At 68.7% G+C, this 17446-nt stretch carries 17 protein-coding genes; 10 read left to right on the top strand and 7 right to left on the bottom strand.

Annotated elements, in window-relative coordinates:
• The first annotated feature begins 24 nt into the window (after positions 1–24).
• On the top strand, positions 25–606 hold the full coding sequence (gene lspA / locus U8D42_RS11155; RefSeq protein WP_085238505.1) for a signal peptidase II: 582 nt from the start codon (positions 25–27) through the stop codon (positions 604–606).
• Entirely contained in the window at positions 606–1532 is a 927-nt protein-coding gene (locus U8D42_RS11150) for an RluA family pseudouridine synthase (RefSeq protein WP_085238506.1), read from the top strand. The genes lspA and U8D42_RS11150 overlap by 1 nt, the downstream gene beginning before the upstream one ends.
• Here U8D42_RS11150 and U8D42_RS11145 read toward each other — a convergent pair whose 3' ends face one another.
• Both U8D42_RS11145 and U8D42_RS11140 read right to left on the bottom strand, forming a co-directional pair.
• The gene (locus tag U8D42_RS11145; protein WP_322861035.1) at positions 1533–2291 is read right to left on the bottom strand and encodes a class I SAM-dependent methyltransferase; all 759 of its coding nucleotides are present in this window, start codon (positions 2289–2291) and stop codon (positions 1533–1535) included.
• 123 nt (positions 2292–2414) lie between these two features.
• Positions 2415–2825, bottom strand: a complete 411-nt coding sequence (locus U8D42_RS11140) for a group I truncated hemoglobin (protein ID WP_322861036.1) — start codon at positions 2823–2825, stop codon at positions 2415–2417.
• A 285-nt stretch (positions 2826–3110) separates the two neighbouring features.
• On the opposite strand from U8D42_RS11140, the gene U8D42_RS11135 reads away from it, so the two are divergent.
• The 4 genes from U8D42_RS11135 (at position 3111) to dnaE (ending at position 9184) form a co-directional block, all read left to right on the top strand.
• The gene (locus tag U8D42_RS11135; RefSeq protein ID WP_322861037.1) at positions 3111–4151 is read left to right on the top strand and encodes an SDR family NAD(P)-dependent oxidoreductase; all 1041 of its coding nucleotides are present in this window, start codon (positions 3111–3113) and stop codon (positions 4149–4151) included.
• Positions 4152–4155: 4 nt separating this feature from the next.
• Positions 4156–4959, top strand: a complete 804-nt coding sequence (locus U8D42_RS11130; protein ID WP_322861038.1) for an SDR family NAD(P)-dependent oxidoreductase — start codon at positions 4156–4158, stop codon at positions 4957–4959.
• A gap of 161 nt (positions 4960–5120) precedes the next feature.
• A complete protein-coding gene (locus U8D42_RS11125; protein WP_085238510.1) occupies positions 5121–5552 on the top strand; it encodes a type II toxin-antitoxin system Rv0910 family toxin in 432 nt (143 codons plus the stop codon).
• 65 nt (positions 5553–5617) lie between these two features.
• A complete protein-coding gene (gene dnaE, locus U8D42_RS11120; RefSeq protein ID WP_322861039.1) occupies positions 5618–9184 on the top strand; it encodes a DNA polymerase III subunit alpha in 3567 nt (1188 codons plus the stop codon).
• A 110-nt stretch (positions 9185–9294) separates the two neighbouring features.
• On the opposite strand, the gene U8D42_RS11115 is transcribed toward dnaE, so the two are convergent.
• The 5 genes from U8D42_RS11115 to U8D42_RS11095 all read right to left on the bottom strand — a co-directional run bounded on the left by U8D42_RS11115 (position 9295) and on the right by U8D42_RS11095 (position 12749).
• The gene (locus U8D42_RS11115) at positions 9295–9657 is read right to left on the bottom strand and encodes a thiocyanate hydrolase (RefSeq protein ID WP_322861040.1); all 363 of its coding nucleotides are present in this window, start codon (positions 9655–9657) and stop codon (positions 9295–9297) included.
• 10 nt (positions 9658–9667) lie between these two features.
• The gene (scnC, locus tag U8D42_RS11110; protein WP_322861041.1) at positions 9668–10384 is read right to left on the bottom strand and encodes a thiocyanate hydrolase subunit gamma; all 717 of its coding nucleotides are present in this window, start codon (positions 10382–10384) and stop codon (positions 9668–9670) included.
• Between the two features lie 36 nt (positions 10385–10420).
• On the bottom strand, positions 10421–11227 hold the full coding sequence (locus U8D42_RS11105) for an SH3-like domain-containing protein (protein ID WP_322861119.1): 807 nt from the start codon (positions 11225–11227) through the stop codon (positions 10421–10423).
• 149 nt (positions 11228–11376) lie between these two features.
• Positions 11377–12306, bottom strand: a complete 930-nt coding sequence (locus U8D42_RS11100) for an MBL fold metallo-hydrolase (RefSeq protein WP_322861042.1) — start codon at positions 12304–12306, stop codon at positions 11377–11379.
• Positions 12303–12749: a PPOX class F420-dependent oxidoreductase gene (locus U8D42_RS11095; protein ID WP_322861043.1), complete on the bottom strand. Its 447-nt coding sequence runs from the start codon at positions 12747–12749 to the stop codon at positions 12303–12305. The genes U8D42_RS11100 and U8D42_RS11095 overlap by 4 nt, the downstream gene beginning before the upstream one ends.
• Before the next feature lie 54 nt (positions 12750–12803).
• Between U8D42_RS11095 and U8D42_RS11090 the strand changes: the two genes are divergently transcribed.
• Genes U8D42_RS11090 through U8D42_RS11075 form a run of 4 tightly spaced genes read left to right on the top strand, consistent with a single transcriptional unit; the run spans position 12804 to position 17434 of the window.
• Positions 12804–13184: a helix-turn-helix domain-containing protein gene (locus tag U8D42_RS11090; protein ID WP_322861044.1), complete on the top strand. Its 381-nt coding sequence runs from the start codon at positions 12804–12806 to the stop codon at positions 13182–13184.
• A gap of 14 nt (positions 13185–13198) precedes the next feature.
• The gene (locus U8D42_RS11085) at positions 13199–13678 is read left to right on the top strand and encodes a VOC family protein (protein WP_322861045.1); all 480 of its coding nucleotides are present in this window, start codon (positions 13199–13201) and stop codon (positions 13676–13678) included.
• A gap of 40 nt (positions 13679–13718) precedes the next feature.
• Positions 13719–15545: a fatty acid--CoA ligase FadD11 gene (gene fadD11, locus U8D42_RS11080; protein ID WP_322861046.1), complete on the top strand. Its 1827-nt coding sequence runs from the start codon at positions 13719–13721 to the stop codon at positions 15543–15545.
• A complete protein-coding gene (locus U8D42_RS11075; RefSeq protein WP_322861047.1) occupies positions 15542–17434 on the top strand; it encodes a lysophospholipid acyltransferase in 1893 nt (630 codons plus the stop codon). The genes fadD11 and U8D42_RS11075 overlap by 4 nt, the downstream gene beginning before the upstream one ends.
• The last annotated feature ends 12 nt before the right edge of the window (positions 17435–17446 follow it).

Here is a 17446-nt window from a genome sequence, read left to right as displayed (position 1 = left end):
GCCGCATTGGGGGATGATGTGAGAGTGCCCGAGGAACCCGCAGGATCCACTGAGCCCGTGACCTCAACCGACGAGGCCGAGAACGCGGCCACCGACCCGCAGCGTCCGCCCAGGCGGCTGCGCCTGCTGCTGTCGGTCGCCGCGATCGTCCTGGCCCTCGACATCGTCACCAAGGTGCTCGCCGTCAAACTGCTGCCGCCTGGTCAGCCGGTGCCCATCATCGGCGACACGGTGACCTGGACGCTGGTGCGCAACTCCGGCGCCGCGTTCTCCATGGCGACCGGGTACACCTGGGTGCTGACGCTCATTGCGACCGGTGTGGTGGTCGGCATCTTCTGGATGGGACGGCGGCTGGTGTCGCCGTGGTGGGCGGTCGGGCTGGGGATGATCCTCGGCGGCGCCATGGGCAACCTGGTCGACCGCTTCTTCCGGGCGCCCGGCCCGCTGCGCGGCCATGTCGTGGACTTCCTGTCGGTCGGCTGGTGGCCGGTGTTCAACGTCGCCGACCCGTCGGTGGTCGGCGGCGCCATCCTCTTGGTGGTGCTGTCGGTCTTCGGCTACGACTTCGACACCGTGGGCCGGCGGAGCAAGGCCGACCGAAGCTGATGACCGACCGTTCCATGCCGGTCCCCGAGGGACTGGCGGGCATGCGTGTGGACGCGGGCCTGGCCCGGCTGCTGGGATTGTCCCGCAGCGCCGCGGCGGCCCTGGCCGAAGACGGGGGCGTCGAACTGGACGGCGTGCGGGCCGGGAAGTCCGACCGGCTGACCGGCGGCGCGTGGCTGCAGGTGCGCCTGCCCGAAGCCCCGGCGCCGGTGGAGAACACGCCCGTCGACATCGAGGGCATGACGATCCTGTACTCCGACGACGACATCGTCGCGGTCGACAAGCCGGCGGCGGTGGCCGCCCACGCCTCGGTGGGCTGGACCGGGCCGACCGTGCTCGGCGGCCTGGCCGCCGCCGGCTACCGGATCACCACGTCCGGGGTGCCCGAGCGGCAGGGCATCGTGCACCGCCTCGACGTGGGCACCTCCGGGGTGATGGTGGTGGCGCTCTCCGAGCGCGCCTACACCGCGCTCAAGCGGGCGTTCAAGCAGCGCACGGTCGACAAGCGCTATCACGCGCTGGTGCAGGGGCACCCGGACCCGTCCAGCGGGACGATCGACGCGCCGATCGGGCGGCACCGCGGCGGCGAGTGGAAGTTCGCGGTCACGACGAACGGCCGGCACAGCCTCACCCACTACGACACCATCGAAGCCTTTCAGGCCGCCAGCCTGCTCGACGTGCACCTGGAAACCGGTCGCACCCACCAGATCCGGGTGCACTTCTCCGCGCTGCACCACCCGTGCTGCGGTGACCTTGTCTACGGAGCGGACCCGAAGCTCGCGAAAAGGCTTGGGCTGGAACGACAATGGCTGCATGCCCGCTCGCTGTCGTTCGCCCATCCGGCGGACGGCAGGCGGATGGAGATCGTCAGCCCGTACCCGGCCGATCTGCAGCACGCGCTGGACGTGCTGCGCGCCGAGGGCTGATCACCCGGGTTTGCGCGCCTCGACGAGCAGCCGCACCGAGTGCGCGACGAAGGGCCCGTCGGCCTCGATCCGCTCGTGCAGCTCGCGCAGCCGCCCGCGATAGGCGTCGACCGTGAAGTCGGGCACCGTCCAAACCACCTTGCGCAGGAAGTAGATGACGGCGCCGATGTCGAAGAACTCGGCCCGCATCCGCTCCATGCGCATGTCGACCACGTCCATCCCGGCGGCTTGGGCCTCGGCGCCCTGGACGTCGGGGTGCAACTCGGCCCACTTCTCCGGCTGCGGGCCGATGAAGTACTCGACCAGCTCGGCCATCGTCGCGGGCCCGATCTGCTGGGCGAAGTAGGTGCCGCCCGGCCGCAGCACGCGGGCGATCTCGGGCCACCGCACCGCGATCGGGTGGCGGCTGGTCACCAGGTCGAACGCCGCATCGGCGAACGGCAGCCGCGGCTCGTTCCCGGTCACCACGACCACCACCCCGCGCGGATGCAGGCGTCGCGTCGCCAGGGCCGCGTTGGGCGGCCAGGATTCCGTCGCGGCCATCGTCGGCGGAAACGCCTCGGCGCCGGCGAGCACCTCGCCGCCGCCGGTGTCGAGGTCGCAGGCGGCTGACACGTTCGCCAGCCGCTGGCTCATCTGCCGCTGGTAACCCCACGACGGGCGTTCCTCGGTGGCCCGCCCGTTCAGCCAGGAGAAATCCCAGCCGTCGACGGGGGCCGCGTCGGCCTCCGCCACGAGGTCGTCGAATGTGCGGCCCATGCCGAGCATGCTAGGCACCGTGCGCGGCTGCCGGGCGTACCTTGGGCGCGTCCCGCCGAGATTGCCGCCACGGCCGTGGCGGCGCCCGCGACCGCAGCCCTCACCGCAATCTCGGCGAACGGGCTAGACCGTGGCCTTGTTGGCCTCGCCCGTCGCGATCTCCGGGGCCAGCGGCGCGATCGCGCCGATGATCTCCGTGACCGTCTCGGAGGGGACCCCGGCCGCCGCGAGCGCGTCGGACAGGTGCCGGGCCACCAGGTTGAAGTGGTGCATGGTGATGCCGCGCCCCTGGTGCACCTGTTTCATCGGCGCGCCGGTGTAAGGCTCGGGGCCGCCGAGGGCGGCGGCGAAGAACTCCACCTGCCTGCCTTTGAGGCGGTTCATGTTGGTGCCGGTGAAGAAACCCGCGAGCTGGTCGTCGGCGAGCACACGAACGTAGAAGTCCTCCACCACGACTTCGATCGCCTCGTGCCCGCCGATCCGGTCGTAGACGGCGACCGGCTCGGGTTTGCGGAACCGTGCCAGAATTTTCATAATTCCGATTGGAACATCTCGGCATTGCTCGCCAGTTAGTTCGGGATCACACGCGGATGTCTTTGCGTAACAAGCGGATTGCCCCCATTTGACGGTTGCCTGCGCCGGGCCGTGAGGCGTGCGGCCCGCGTTACGTGCCCGAAATCTGCACCGAGCCGGGGGATTGATGCCATAGGTTGGCTTGATGACGCACGTCACATCATTCACTCAGCCCCGCCAGGCGATCGTGGTCAACGGGCAGGCCAGTAGCGGTCGGGGGGCCGACATCATCAGGAGCCAAAGCCGATGAATCTTGGTGACTTAACGAACTTGGTCGAAAAGCCGCTCGCGAGCCTGGTGGAGAAGCCGATCGCGGCGGTGTCCCACATCGTCAACACGCCCAACTCCGCGGGGCGCTACCGACCGTTCTATCTGCGGAACCTGCTGGACGCCGTCCAGGGCCGCACGCTGGACGAGGCCGTCGGGGGCAAGACCGTCCTGATCACCGGGGGATCGTCGGGCATCGGCGAGGCCGCCGCGAAGCGGATCGCCGAAGCGGGCGGCAAGGTCGTGCTGGTCGCGCGGACCCGGGAAAACCTGGAGAAGGTGGCCGCTGAGATCGAAGGCAACGGCGGCACCGCCCACGTCTACCCGTGCGACCTGTCCGACATGGACGCGATCGCCGCGATGGCCGATCAGGTGCTCAAGGATCTCGGGGGCGTGGACATCCTGATCAACAACGCGGGGCGCTCGATCCGGCGTTCGCTGGAGCTTTCCTACGACCGGATCCACGACTACCAGCGGACCATGCAGCTGAACTACCTGGGCGCGGTCCAGCTCATCCTCAAGTTCATCCCCGGGATGCGCGAACGCGGCTTCGGGCACATCATCAACGTCTCCTCGGTGGGCGTGCAGACGCGCGCGCCGCGCTTCGGCGCCTACATCGCCAGCAAGGCCGCGCTGGACAGCCTGTGCGATTCCCTGCAGGCCGAGACCGTCAACGACGGCGTGAAGTTCACCACCGTGCACATGGCCCTGGTGCGCACGCCGATGATCAGCCCGACCACGCTCTACGACAAGTTCCCGGCGCTGACGCCGGATCAGGCGGCCGGGGTGATCGCCGACGCGATCGTGCACCGGCCCCGCCGGGCCAGCTCGCCGTTCGGGCAATTCGCCGCCGTCGCCGACGCCGTGAACCCGGCGGTGATGGACCGGGTGCGCAACCGGGCGTTCGCCATGTTCGGCGACTCCGATGCCGCCCGAGGTGACGAATCGCCAAGCGATTCAACGCAATTCGACAAACGCAGCGAGACGTTTGTGCGGGCGACGCGCGGGATACATTGGTGACATCATGAGCCTTCCCAAACCCGACATTGCGACCACCGTCGTCATCACCGGCGCCTCCTCCGGCATCGGCGCCGAACTGGCCCGCGGGCTGGCCCGCCGCGGCTTCCCGCTGTTGCTGGTCGCGCGGCGCCGCGAACGCCTCGACGAGCTGGCCAACGAGGTGGGCCAGGAGTACTCCGTGGCGGTCGAGGTGCTGCCGCTGGACCTCGGCGACCCCAAGGGCCGCGCGAAGTTGGCGGACCGGCTGCGCGCCGAGCCGATCGCCGGGCTGTGCAACAGCGCCGGGTTTGGCACCAGCGGCGTCTTCTACGAGCTGCCGCTCGAGCGCGAAAGCGAGGAGGTGACCCTCAACGCGCTGGCGTTGATGGAACTCACCCACGCGGCCCTGGCCGGCATGGTCGAGCGCGGGGCCGGCGCGGTGATGAACATCGCGTCGATCGCGGGCTTTCAGCCGGTGCCGTACATGGCGGTCTATTCGGCCACCAAGGCGTTCGTGCAGACGTTCTCCGAGGCCGTGCACGAGGAGCTGCACGGAACGGGCGTGTCGGTCACGTGCCTGTGTCCGGGGCCGGTGCCGACCGAGTGGGCCGAGATCGCCAACGCCGAGCGGTTCAGCATTCCCATCGCGCAGGTCTCGCCGCGCGACGTCGCCGAGGCGGCGATCGCCGGGATGTTGGCCGGCCGGCGCACCGTCGTACCCGGTGTGGTGCCGAAGGTCGTGAGCACCGGCGGCAGGTTCGCGCCGCGCGGCCTGTTGCTGCCCGGGATCCGCATCGGTAGCCGCTTCCGCGGGGGACCCAGCCGCTGACGGTTCTGGCATCGGTCGCGGACAGTGTGCGTCTGTGGCGGCGAGTGTGCGTCCTGGGTGGTTCCGCGCCGAGCAACACCGCCCTGAGCGCACACCGAAAGCCGTCCGTGCACACCGAAAGCCCTCACCGCACGGGTGGCCCCTCGCGCTAGGCTCCGGTCATGGCCGCTGTTGACCTGACCGCCGACGTACCGATGAGCCCGCAGGACATGTGGGACCACGTCTCCGATCTGTCGGACCTGGGCGACTGGCTGGTGATGCACGAGGGCTGGCGCAGCGACCTGCCCGAGGAGCTCGGCGAGGGTGCCCAAGTCGTGGGCGTCGCCCGGGCCAAGGGCTTCCGCAACCGGGTGACGTGGACGGTGACCACGTGGGACCCGCCGCGCCAGGTGGCGCTGTCGGGGTCCGGCAAGGGCGGCGCCAAGTACGCGGTGACGCTCACCGTGCGGGCCGCCGAAGAGGGGTCGACGCTGGGCCTGCGCCTCGAGCTGGGCGGGCGCCCGCTGTTCGGCCCGGTGGGCGCGGCGGCGGCCCGGGCCGTCAAGGGGGATGTGCAGAAGTCGCTGGAGCAGTTCGTCGAGTTGTACGGATAAAAACCAAACACACTTGCGCGACACGCCGAGGATGCGTCGGTAGTCGGTCATAGACTGGCGTCCCTATGACAGGTTCGATTCCTCCTCACGCAAGCGTTCGTCGCGAGTCGTCGTTCGTGCACCTGCATAACCACACCGAGTATTCGATGCTGGACGGGGCTGCGAAGATCACGCCGATGCTGGCCGAGGTGGAGCGGCTGGGAATGCCCGCCGTCGGGATGACCGACCACGGAAACATGTTCGGCGCCAGCGAGTTCTACAACGCGGCGGCCAAAGCGGGGATCAAGCCGATCATCGGGGTCGAGGCGTACATCGCACCCGGCTCGCGCTTCGACACCCGGCGCATCCAATGGGGTGACCCCGGCCAGAAGTCCGACGACGTCTCGGGCAGCGGTTCCTACACGCACCTGACCATGGTCGCCGAGAACGCCACCGGCCTGCGCAACCTGTTCAAGCTGTCGTCGTTGGCCTCCTTCGAGGGCCAGCTCGGCAAGTGGTCGCGGATGGACGCCGAGCTCATCGCCGAGCACGCCGAGGGCATCATCGCCACCACGGGCTGCCCGTCGGGCGAGGTACAGACCCGGCTGCGGCTCGGGCACGACCGCGAGGCGCTGGAGTCGGCCGCCAAGTGGCGCGAGATCTTCGGCGCCGACAACTACTTCCTCGAGCTGATGGACCACGGGCTGTCCATCGAGCAGCGGGTCCGCGAGGGGCTGCTCGAGATCGGACGCAAGCTCGGCATCCCGCCGCTGGCCACCAACGACTGCCACTACGTCACCCGCGACGCCGCCCACAACCACGAGGCGCTGTTGTGCGTGCAGACCGGCAAGACGCTGTCGGACCCGAACCGGTTCAAGTTCGACGGCGACGGCTACTACCTCAAGTCCGCCGCCGAGATGCGCCAGATCTGGGACGCCGAGGTGCCCGGCGCCTGCGACTCGACCCTGTTGATCGCCGAGCGGGTGCAGCCCTACGACGACGTGTGGGCGCCGCGGGACCGGATGCCGATCTTCCCGGTGCCCGAGGGACACGACCAGGCGTCCTGGCTGCACCACGAGGTGATGGCCGGGCTGCGGCGGCGTTTCCCGTCGGGCGTCGGCCAGGACTACATCGACCGGGCCGAGTACGAGATCAAGGTCATCTGCGACAAGGGCTTCCCGTCGTACTTCCTGATCGTCGCGGACCTGATCAACTACGCGCGGTCGGTCGACATCCGGGTGGGGCCCGGGCGCGGTTCGGCGGCGGGATCGCTGGTGGCCTACGCGCTGGGCATCACCAACATTGACCCGATCCCGCACGGGCTGCTGTTCGAGCGGTTCCTCAACCCCGAGCGTCCGTCTGCCCCCGACATCGACATCGACTTCGACGACCGTCGTCGCGGTGAGATGGTGCGCTACGCTGCCGACAAGTGGGGCCAGGACCGCGTCGCCCAGGTCATCACCTTCGGCACCATCAAAACCAAGGCGGCGCTGAAGGATTCGGCGCGTATCCACTACGGCCAGCCCGGCTTCGCCATCGCCGACCGGATCACCAAGGCGTTGCCGCCGCCGATCATGGCCAAGGACATCCCGCTGTCGGGCATCACCGACCCGGCGCACGAGCGGTACAAGGAGGCCGCCGAGGTGCGCGGCCTCATCGAGACCGACCCCGACGTCCGCACCATCTACCAGACCGCGCGCGGCCTGGAGGGCCTGATCCGCAACGCCGGTGTGCACGCCTGCGCGGTGATCATGAGCAGCGAGCCGCTCACCGAGGCCATCCCGCTGTGGAAGCGGCCGCAGGACGGCGCCATCATCACCGGCTGGGACTACCCGTCGTGTGAGGCCATCGGCCTGCTGAAGATGGACTTCCTGGGCCTGCGCAACCTGACGATCATCGGCGACGCGCTGGAAAACATCAAGGCCAACAGGGGGATCGACCTCGACCTGGAATCGGTGCCGCTCGACGACAAGCCCACCTACGAGCTGCTGGGCCGCGGCGACACCCTGGGCGTGTTCCAGCTCGACGGCGGGCCGATGCGCGACCTGCTGCGCCGCATGCAGCCGACCGAGTTCAACGACATCGTCGCCGTGCTCGCGCTGTACCGCCCCGGCCCGATGGGCATGAACGCCCACAACGACTACGCCGACCGCAAGAACAACCGTCAGGCGATCAAGCCGATCCACCCGGAGCTCGAGGAGCCGCTGCGCGAAATCCTGTCGGAGACCTACGGTCTGATCGTCTATCAAGAGCAGATCATGTTCATCGCCCAGAAGGTCGCCTCCTACACGATGGGTAAGGCCGACGCGCTGCGCAAGGCGATGGGCAAGAAGAAGCTCGAGGTGCTCGAGGCCGAGTACAAGGGCTTCTACGAGGGCATGACCACCAACGGCTTCTCGGAGAAGGCCGTCAAAGCGTTGTGGGACACCATCCTTCCGTTCGCCGGGTATGCGTTCAACAAGTCACACGCCGCGGGCTACGGTCTGGTCTCCTATTGGACGGCCTACCTGAAGGCCAACTACCCGGCCGAATACATGGCCGGCCTGTTGACCTCGGTGGGCGACGACAAGGACAAGGCCGCGGTCTACCTGGCCGACTGCCGCAAGCTGGGCATCACCGTGCTGCCGCCGGACGTCAACGAGTCCCTGGTGAACTTCGCGTCGGTCGGCCAGGACATCCGGTTCGGGCTGGGCGCGGTGCGCAACGTCGGCGCCAACGTGGTCGGGTCGCTGATCAAGACCCGCAACGAGAAGGGGAAGTTCACCGACTTCTCGGACTACCTGAACAAGATCGACATCTCGGCCTGCAACAAGAAGGTCACCGAGTCGCTGATCAAGGCGGGCGCGTTCGACTCGCTGAACCACGCCCGCAAGGGCCTGTTCCTGGTGCACACCGACGCCGTCGACTCGGTGCTGGGCACCAAAAAGGCCGAGGCGATGGGGCAATTCGACCTCTTCGGTGGCGACGACGGATGCACCGAGGCGGTGTTCACCATCAAGGTGCCCGAAGACGAGTGGGAGGACAAGCACAAGCTGGCCCTGGAGCGCGAGATGCTGGGCCTGTACGTGTCGGGGCACCCGCTCAACGGCGTGGCCCATCTGCTGGCGGCGCAGGTGGACACCCAGATCCCGGCCATCCTCGACGGCGACGTCCCCAACGACACCCAGGTTCGGGTGGGCGGCATCCTGGCGTCGGTCAACCGGCGGGTCAACAAGAACGGAATGCCCTGGGCCTCAGCCCAACTGGAAGACCTCACCGGTGGCATCGAGGTGATGTTCTTCCCGCACGCCTATTCCACCTACGGCGCCGACATCGCCGACGACGCGGTGGTGCTGATCAACGCCAAGGTCGCCATCCGCGACGACCGCATCAGCCTCATCGCCAACGACCTTGTGGTGCCGGACTTTTCCAACGCCCAGCCGAACCGGCCGATCGCGGTCAGCCTGCCCACCCGGCAGTGCACCGTCGACAAGGTCAGCGCGCTCAAGCAGGTGCTGGCGCGTCACCCCGGCACCGCGCAGGTGCATCTGCGGCTGATCAGCGGGGACCGCATCACCACCCTGGAGCTGGACGCCTCGCTGCGGGTCACGCCCTCGCCGGCGCTGATGGGTGACCTCAAGGAGCTGCTCGGCCCGGGGTGCCTCGGCAGCTAGCCTGGCGCGGCCTGTCCCCTTCGCCGGAGCCGAGTGTGAAGCTGGTTTCACACTCGCGGCCGAGCGTGAAACCAGCTTCACACTCGCGGGCTGGCCGTCACCCCCGAACGTCAGGCGTCGCCGGCCTGCAGCCGCGCACGGACGGCATCCATGCGTTGGGCCAGCGCCGCCTCGTCGATGACGTTGCGGGCGATGAGGGAGTGCGCCAGCGCGACGAGCTGGCTCTCCGGATACGGCAGGGCCGCGTACACCCCTTCTCCAAGGCGATCCTCGTCGGTCCGGCGCATCAAGAGCTCCAGCGCCGTTCCCTGCCTGTCGAGGGCTTCACACATCCCGTCGAGGCTGGACTTCCAGGGCGGGACCGGATTGCTCACGCCGTACTTCTCCGCCATCCGTGCCCACACCTGGTCGCGTTCGGCGACCTGCTCCAGCGTCGGCACTCGGACGGCGGTGACGTCGATCTCGGCGGGCATCGGTAGGCCTTCAATAGTTCTCGGCGGGGCGGACCGCGGGGTGCACGGGGCGTTCGATGTTAGAGGTCACACCCGGCCGGGGAAGGGCAACGCCGATCATGCAGTCGCGCGTCACGATCTCGGCGAGCTGCTCCTCGCTCCACCCGTCGGTTCCTGCCGGCCGAAGCGGCAGGACGAGGAACCTGTGTTTGGAATTCGAGTCTTCGACCCGGATTTCGACTTCCTCAGGGAGATACAGGCCGAACTCGGCGAGGACCTGGCGGGGCCATCGCACGATGCGGCGTCGGTAGTTCGGCGTCCGGTACCACTCCGGGGAGTTCCCCAGCAGCGGACGTGGATAGCACGAGCACAGCGTGCACACGATCACGTGGTGCAGCGTTTCGGTGTCCTCGAGTATGTGCAGCGCCGTGAAGTCGCTGGGTGTCCCGAAGCCGGTCGGATGGAGCCAGTCGATGCCTACCTCGCGGCTGGCGGCGATCCCATCCTGCAACGCCAGCCGTTTGAAGTCCGGGTCCACCCAAGCCTTCGCGACGAGCCGGGCGCCCGGCGCCGGCCCCATCTGCTCGACGAACTCGGTGTAGCGCCGATGATCCTCGGCGGTGAACAGCCCCTTCTCGATTGCCAGCTCGCGCAGCGCGATTTCCAGCACTTCGAAGTCGGTGACCTCCTCGACCATCGGTGCCGCGTGGCGTTCAGGTTCGTGGGCCGCCTCGGTGTGCTCTGTCATCTCGCCATCCTGGTTGGTGATGAGTGTCGGCTCGGCTTAGGAAGCCGGCTGCAGCCAGCGTTCCGATATCTCGGCTTGCAGCGTGTCGTTCGGCGCGCCCGCGTAGGGCTCCCAAAGGTCGGTCATCTTGAAGCGAACGATGTAGAACCACTCCGGCCGTTGGTCTTCGCGGTCGAACGCCTCGTCCTCGGGCGCCGGGCTCTCGTAGGACACCCGGACGACCGTGCCCGGCTTGCCCCGCAGGTATTCCTGGGTGCGGGTATAGAAGATGGTGGGCAGCTCCCGCACCACCACCGCGTCGCCGACCGCGAATCGCGCGTCACCGGCGAGGCCGTCGAAGCACTGCGGGTCGCCCTTGCCCATCGCCTCAACGTGATGGCGGTTCCTGGGCACCGCCGCCGCGTCGCCGACAGTGCGAGGCTCAGGTTCCAACGGGGTCGCGCCGGCCGCCGCGCGCCCGCGTACTTCGGCCGCCCGGTCGATCAGTTCACCGAGCGTGATGTGGCGCTTGTCGATGAGGCACCGGGCAACCGCCAAAACCCAACGGCCGTAGTAGGGGAAGCCCTGATAGAGCATCCGTCCGACATCGACGTTGCCGAGCCGTCTGCGCTCCTCCGATGTCCAGATGCCTCGCCAGCCGAGAACCTCACATGTGACAAACGTGTTGAGTTCCCACTGCTCTTCCTCTTTCTCCTCGAAGACCGCCGGGGCGTCCGGCTCGCCGCCCACGTCGTGGGGCGTCTTCATGAAGGCGCGGAAGCGATCGTGATGGATCTCGTCCGGGTAAGCCCAGTCCTGCAACCGGTGAAAGGCGACGCGCAGTTGGCTGACCAAGTCGCCCATAACAGAATTCGCCACGATCGCTACCTCAAAGTAGAAGCGAGAGTGCATAACCCAAAGACAACCGTAACACCGCTCGAGTCATCTGCGTTCGGCAAATCTTGTGCCCGACCGATCCCGAATCTGCGGCCGGCCGCACCCTCGGCGCGCGGCTACGCGGACAGCCCGAGCGCCGCCTGGTGGTCGTGGGTGGGGATGATCGTCACCGCATGCCGCGCCAGGTGCAGTCGCTGCAGTGTCCGGAAGGCTTCGTCACGATCCTCGTCCACCAGAACACCTGGGTAGCTCGACTTTTGGCGAACCTTCTCGATCTGCAACGCGTGCCAGGCGGCGTCGCCGGCGATCAAGACCCACCCGCGGCCCGTGTGGGCGAGTACCCCGACGCTGCCCGGAGTGTGTCCGGCGAGGTCGACGAGAAGCACGGAGTCGTCGCCGAACACATCGTGGCTGCGGGTGAAGGTGAGCACCGGCGGCCCGTCGAGCTCGTAGTCGACGACGGGCCGGCCGCGCAGTGAATCGCGAACACCGCCGACTGGCGCCACCGGACCGGAACCGATCCAGTCCCGCTCGGTGCGGTGCAGATGGACGGGCAGATCCGGCAGGTCCAGCAGACCCGACACGTGGTCCCAGTGCGCGTGAGTCGGCAGCGCGAAGTCCAACGCCGGCATCTCGGGCAGCCGGTTCAGCGCCGTGATGGTGGGAATGGTGTCGGCGGGCGGGCGGACCGCGACCCGCAGCACCGCGGGTAGTTGGGCGATCGCGCGGTGCCCGACGTCACGGCACACGGCCGGGTCGACGATGAAGGTGGCTTCCGGGTGGCTGACGACGAACGAGGTCATCGCGTTCTCGACGCGGGCCGGCCCGAACGTGCCCTCGACGATCGCCGCGGTCGGCACCGAGCGCGGCACCTGGGGCAGCGCCGTCACCGTGACGGTGCGCCGGGGCGTCGGTAACCCCGCGTCGGTGACGCTGCGGAGGAACCGCTCGTCGGGCCGCCTCGGGCGTACCGCGCCCCACACCAATCCGGTTGCCGCGGCGCAGCATTGGCGCAGGGTGGGGGAGCGGACCGGGTCGGGCGTCATGGCACGTCCACCCGGACGATGACGCTGTCGGGCCACACGGCGCGGTCGCGCGCGTGGGCCAGCTTCTCGCGCACGCACAGGTCTTGGTGGACGTTGGTGACACCCGGGACCTTGATCAGCGGCACGATGTTCCACTGCCAGCCATACCGGGTGCGCAGGACGCGGTTGGCCCGCTCGGCCTCGGCGCCGGAAAGGATTGTGGCGCGGCCCGCCACCGCCGGGGCGCCCGGCCGAACCCGCCCGCGATAGTCGCACGCGGTGAGCTCGACGCCGGGGTGTGCGGTCAGCCGCCTGGTCTTCGGCCCCTCCTTGGTGCGGAACACCAGCGCGTCGCCGTCCAGCCCGAACCAGACCGGGGTGTCGACCGGCGTGCCGTCGCGGCGGAACGACCGCAGCAGCGCGTAGCGCGCCGCACGCAGCCCGTCGAGTGAATGTGTGTGCATCGCCCCAGTCAACGACTTAGAGTTGGCTCTAAGTCAAGCGCCGAAGGAGGCCCGATGCTGACGATCGGCGAGGTGGCGCGCCGGGCCGGGGTCGCGGCGACCACGTTGCGGTACTACGAACAGATCGGGCTGGTGCCGCCGCCGGGACGGCGGGGCGGTCAGCGCCGCTACGACGACTCGGTGCTGGCCCGGCTCGAGGTGATCCGGCTCTGCAAGTCGGCCGGCTTCGCGCTGGAGGAGATCCAGCTGCTGTTCGCCGATGACGCGCCGGGTCGTCCGGCCAGCCGTGCGCTGGCCGAGGCCAAGCTCGCCGAGATCGATGCGCAGCTGGAGTCGCTGGCCCGGGCGCGCGCCGTCATCGAGTGGGGGATGCGCTGCACGTGTCCGTCGATCGACTCGTGCACGTGTGGAATTCATACCGCTGTGCCCGCCTGAGCAAAGGAGCTTCCATGACCCGGCCACCCACCATCGCCGTGCAGAACTTCTCCCACGTGTGCATCGGCGTCTCCGACATCGAGGCCGCCCTGGCCTTCTACACCGCGGTGCTGGGCATGGACGTCGTGTTCGACGTCGAACTCGAGGGGGCCGGCCTGGATTCGGTGACCGGCGGGGCGGCGCAGCGAGGCCGCATGGTCGGGGGCCTGATCGGCGCCGCCATGGTCGAGCTGCTGTCGTTGGGACAGGTGCCCGAATGCCCGAGCGGGCCGCACCTGGGGTACACCAACGTCTCGTTCCGGGTCGACGACCTCGACGCCACCTTCGACGCCGTCCGGCGCGAGCACCCCGACGTGCGGGCCGAACCGCCCGTCGATATCGGCGGCGTGCGCATGTTCTTCATTTACGACCCCGACGGCACCCCCATCGAACTACTGGAACTGCCCGCCGGTATCTCGAGCACGCTGCAGCTGTGGCGCCCCGATACCGCGTGATGTGTTCCGCGCCACAACCCGCGCACGTACGCTCACACACATGACGACAGCCGAGCGCCCGGTCACCTTGTGCGAGGCGTTCCAGCGCAGCGCGTCGATCGAGCCGGATGCCGTCGCGCTGCGGACCCCCGGTGACACGGCGACGCTGACGTGGAGCGAGCTTGCCGCGCAGGTGGAGAAGGTCACCTCCGGCCTGGCCGGCCTGGGGGTCGGCCGGGGTGACACGGTGTCGCTGATGATGGCCAACAGGATCGAGTTCTACCCCTTCGAGATCGCCGCCCAACACCTGGGCGCCACTTCGTTTTCGGTGTACAACACGCTGCCCGCCGAGCAGTTGACCTACCTGTTCGACAACGCCGGCACCAAGGTCGCGATCTGCGAGGAGCAGTACGTCGACCGCATCCGTGCCAGCGGCGCACCCATCGAGCACATCGTCTGCATCGACGGTTCGCCGCCCGGCACCATCCCGGTCGACGACGTGTATGCCGCCGCCCCGCCCGATTTCGACTTCGAGGCGACCTGGCGGGCCGTGCAGCCCGACGACGTCGTCACGCTCATCTACACCTCGGGGACCACCGGAAACCCCAAGGGCGTCGAGATGACCCACGAGCACCTGCTGTTCGAGGCGTATGCGCTCAACAGCGTCCTGCCGTCCGAGTTCGGTGACCGGGTCACGTCTTATCTGCCGACGGCACACATCGCCGACCGGGTGATGGGGTTGTACGGCCTGGAGGTGTTCGGCGCCCAGGTTACGGTCGTCTCCGACGTCCGCGCCATCGCCGCCGCCCTGCCCGACGTGCGGCCCACGGTGTGGGGCGGGGTGCCCCGCGTGTGGGAAAAGCTCAAGGCCGGAATCGAATTCGCCGTCAGCACCGAAACGGACGAGGTCAAGCGCCAGGCCCTGCAGTGGGCGATGTCGGTGGCCGGCCAGCGGGCCGCCACCCTGTTGGCCGGTGACGCGGAGTCCGCCGAGTTGTCCGCCGAATGGGCCCAGGCCGACGAGCTGGTCCTGTCCAAGCTGCGCGAGCGGCTCGGCTTCGGGGAACTGCGGTGGGCGGTGTCGGGCGCGGCCCCGATCCCCAGGGAGACGCTGGCCTTCTTCCTCGGGATCGGCATTCCGATTGCCGAAGTGTGGGGAATGTCGGAACTGAGCTGCGTCGCCTCGGTGAGCCATCCCCGCGACGCGCGCCTGGGCACCGTCGGCAAGCTGCTCCCCGGGATGGAGGGCAGGGTCGCCGACGACGGCGAATTCCTGGTCCGCGGTCCGCTGGTGATGAAGGGCTACCGCAAGGAACCCGCCAAGACCGCCGGGGCCATCGACGCCGACGGGTGGCTGCACACCGGAGACATCATCGAGGTCGACGACCAGGGGTACCTCAGGATCGTCGACCGCAAGAAGGAGTTGATCATCAACGCCGCCGGAAAGAACATGTCGCCGGCCAACATCGAGAACACCGTGCTGGCCGCGTGCCCGATGGTGGGGGTGATGATCACGATCGGCGACGGGCGGCCGTACAACGCCGCGCTGATGGTCTTCGATGCCGAATCGGTCGGTCCCTACGCGGCCCAGCTGGGACTGGCCGACACCTCGCCGGCCGCCCTGGCGGCGCACCCGGAGGTCATCGCCCGGATCGCCGCGGGTGTGGCCGAGGGCAACGCCAAACTCTCACGGGTGGAACAGATCAAGCGCTTCCGGGTATTGCCGTCACTCTGGGAGCCGGGGGGAGACGAGATCACGTTGACCATGAAACTCAAGCGCAAGCCCATCATGGCGAAGTACGCCAGCGAGATCGAGGAACTCTACGCGCCCGAGTTGCACCCGGACGTGCACGAGCCTTCGGCGGCCGCGACGGTGCAGCCGGCATGAGCCGGGGACCGGGGGCGACGGCCCGTGAGTTCGGCCGGGTGGGGGCGCGAAAGCTGCTGCAGCGCACCGGCATTGTCGAGGAGTCGACGACACCACTGACGACCGACCCGGTGGAGGTTGTCCAGCTGCTCGCCGCCCCCTGGTACGACGAGCGGCTGAGCGCGCTGGCCGACGAGCTCGGGCGCGACCTGCCCGGCGTGCGCGCCGAGGCCGCGTCCTACCTGAGGGAGATGGCCCCCTCGCTGGACGAGCGGGCCGTGCGGGCCTGGCGCAGCTTCAGTTGCTGGCTGATGCGGGCCTACGACGTGCTGGTCGACGAGGATCAGATAGCGCAGCTGCGCAAGCTGGACCGCAAAGCGACGCTGGCCTTCGCCTTTTCGCATCGCTCCTATCTGGACGGCTTGCTGCTGCCGGAGGTGATCCAGGCCAACCGGCTCTCGCCCGCCCTCACCTTCGGCGGAGCCAACCTGAACTTCTTCCCGATGGGGGCGTGGGCCAAGCGCACCGGGACGATCTTCATCCGGCGCCAGACCAAGGACATCCCCGTCTACCGCTTCGTGTTGCGCGCCTACGCCGCGCAGCTGGTGCAAAACCACGCCAACCTCACCTGGTCGATCGAAGGGGGCCGCACCCGGACCGGCAAGCTGCGGCCCCCGGTATACGGGATCCTGCGCTACATCAGCGACGCCGTCGACGAAATCGACGGCCCCGAGGTGTATTTGGTGCCCACGTCGATCGTCTACGACCAGCTGCACGAGGTCGAGGCGATGACCACCGAGGCCTACGGAGCGACCAAGCGGCCCGAGGACTTCCGTTTCCTGGTCCGGTTGGCGCGCCAGCAGGGGGAGCGGCTGGGGCGCGCCTACCTGGACTTCGGCGAACCGCTCCCGCTGCGCAAGCGCCTCGAGGAGCTGCGCGCCGAGGAGACCGGAACGGGCACCGAGATCGAACGCATCGCGCTCGACGTCGAGCACCGGATCAACCGCGCGACCCCGGTCACCCCCACCGCGGTGGTGAGCCTCGCGCTGCTGGGTGCCGACCGTTCGTTGTCCATCAGCGAGGTGCTGGCCACCGTGCGGCCGCTGGCCAGCTACATCGCGGCGCGGAACTGGTCGGTGGCCGGCGCCGCCGACCTGACGAATCGCTCGACCATCCGCTGGACGCTGCACCAGCTCGTCGCCTCCGGTGTGGTCAGCGTCTACGACGCCGGCACCGAACCGGTCTGGGGGATCGGGGCCGACCAGCACTTGGTCGCCGCGTTCTACCGCAACACCGCCATCCACATCGTGGTCGATCGCGCCATCGCCGAGACGGCCCTGCTGGCCGCCATCGAAGAGGCCGAAAACTCCGTCGACGGCTTGGTTTTACCGGCGACCGTGCGCGACGAGGCGTTGAGCCTGCGGGAGTTGCTGAAATTCGAGTTCCTGTTCTCGGGGCGGGCGCAGTTCGAGAAAGAGCTCGCCGACGAGGTGCGCCTGATCGGGCGGGTGGAGGACACCAGCAAGGCGGCCAGCGCGGCCGACGTCCGCGGACTGCTGGAGAAGGCCGACCTGCTGCTGGCGCACCTCGTGCTGCGCCCGTTCCTGGACGCCTACCACATCGTCGCCGACCGGTTGGCCGCCTACGACGACGAATCCTTCGACGAGGACGCGTTTCTCACCGAGTGCCTCGAGGTCGGCAAGCAGTGGGAGCTGCAGCGCAGGATGGCCAGCGCCGAGTCCAGGTCGATGGAGCTGTTCAAGACCGCGCTGCGGCTGGCCCGGCACCGCGAACTGGTGGACGGCTTCGAGGACCTCGATATCGCGCGGCGACGCCGCGAGTTCGCCGACGAGATCGCCACAGCCGTGCGGCGGGTCAACGCCATCGCTGCGCTGGCCGGGGCGCGGTAAACCCCGTCTCCC

This window comes from Mycobacterium europaeum (assembly GCF_034555895.2).
GTDB lineage: Bacteria > Actinomycetota > Actinomycetes > Mycobacteriales > Mycobacteriaceae > Mycobacterium > Mycobacterium europaeum.
Note: the sequence above shows the minus strand (reverse complement) of the source record. Positions and strands in the feature narration are given on the sequence as shown.

Coding starts and splice junctions, on each gene's coding strand:
- U8D42_RS11095 (WP_322861043.1), bottom strand. CDS start 12,749: ATGCACACACATTCACTCGACGGGCTGCGTGCGGCGCGCTACGCGCTG.
- U8D42_RS11145 (WP_322861035.1), bottom strand. CDS start 2,291: ATGGGCCGCACATTCGACGACCTCGTGGCGGAGGCCGACGCGGCCCCC.
- scnC (WP_322861041.1), bottom strand. CDS start 10,384: ATGACAGAGCACACCGAGGCGGCCCACGAACCTGAACGCCACGCGGCA.
- U8D42_RS11150 (WP_085238506.1), top strand. CDS start 606: ATGACCGACCGTTCCATGCCGGTCCCCGAGGGACTGGCGGGCATGCGT.
- U8D42_RS11130 (WP_322861038.1), top strand. CDS start 4,156: ATGAGCCTTCCCAAACCCGACATTGCGACCACCGTCGTCATCACCGGC.
- U8D42_RS11140 (WP_322861036.1), bottom strand. CDS start 2,825: ATGAAAATTCTGGCACGGTTCCGCAAACCCGAGCCGGTCGCCGTCTAC.
- U8D42_RS11090 (WP_322861044.1), top strand. CDS start 12,804: ATGCTGACGATCGGCGAGGTGGCGCGCCGGGCCGGGGTCGCGGCGACC.
- U8D42_RS11135 (WP_322861037.1), top strand. CDS start 3,111: ATGAATCTTGGTGACTTAACGAACTTGGTCGAAAAGCCGCTCGCGAGC.
- fadD11 (WP_322861046.1), top strand. CDS start 13,719: ATGACGACAGCCGAGCGCCCGGTCACCTTGTGCGAGGCGTTCCAGCGC.
- U8D42_RS11105 (WP_322861119.1), bottom strand. CDS start 11,227: ATGGGCGACTTGGTCAGCCAACTGCGCGTCGCCTTTCACCGGTTGCAG.
- U8D42_RS11100 (WP_322861042.1), bottom strand. CDS start 12,306: ATGACGCCCGACCCGGTCCGCTCCCCCACCCTGCGCCAATGCTGCGCC.
- U8D42_RS11115 (WP_322861040.1), bottom strand. CDS start 9,657: ATGCCCGCCGAGATCGACGTCACCGCCGTCCGAGTGCCGACGCTGGAG.
- U8D42_RS11075 (WP_322861047.1), top strand. CDS start 15,542: ATGAGCCGGGGACCGGGGGCGACGGCCCGTGAGTTCGGCCGGGTGGGG.
- U8D42_RS11125 (WP_085238510.1), top strand. CDS start 5,121: ATGGCCGCTGTTGACCTGACCGCCGACGTACCGATGAGCCCGCAGGAC.
- U8D42_RS11085 (WP_322861045.1), top strand. CDS start 13,199: ATGACCCGGCCACCCACCATCGCCGTGCAGAACTTCTCCCACGTGTGC.
- dnaE (WP_322861039.1), top strand. CDS start 5,618: ATGACAGGTTCGATTCCTCCTCACGCAAGCGTTCGTCGCGAGTCGTCG.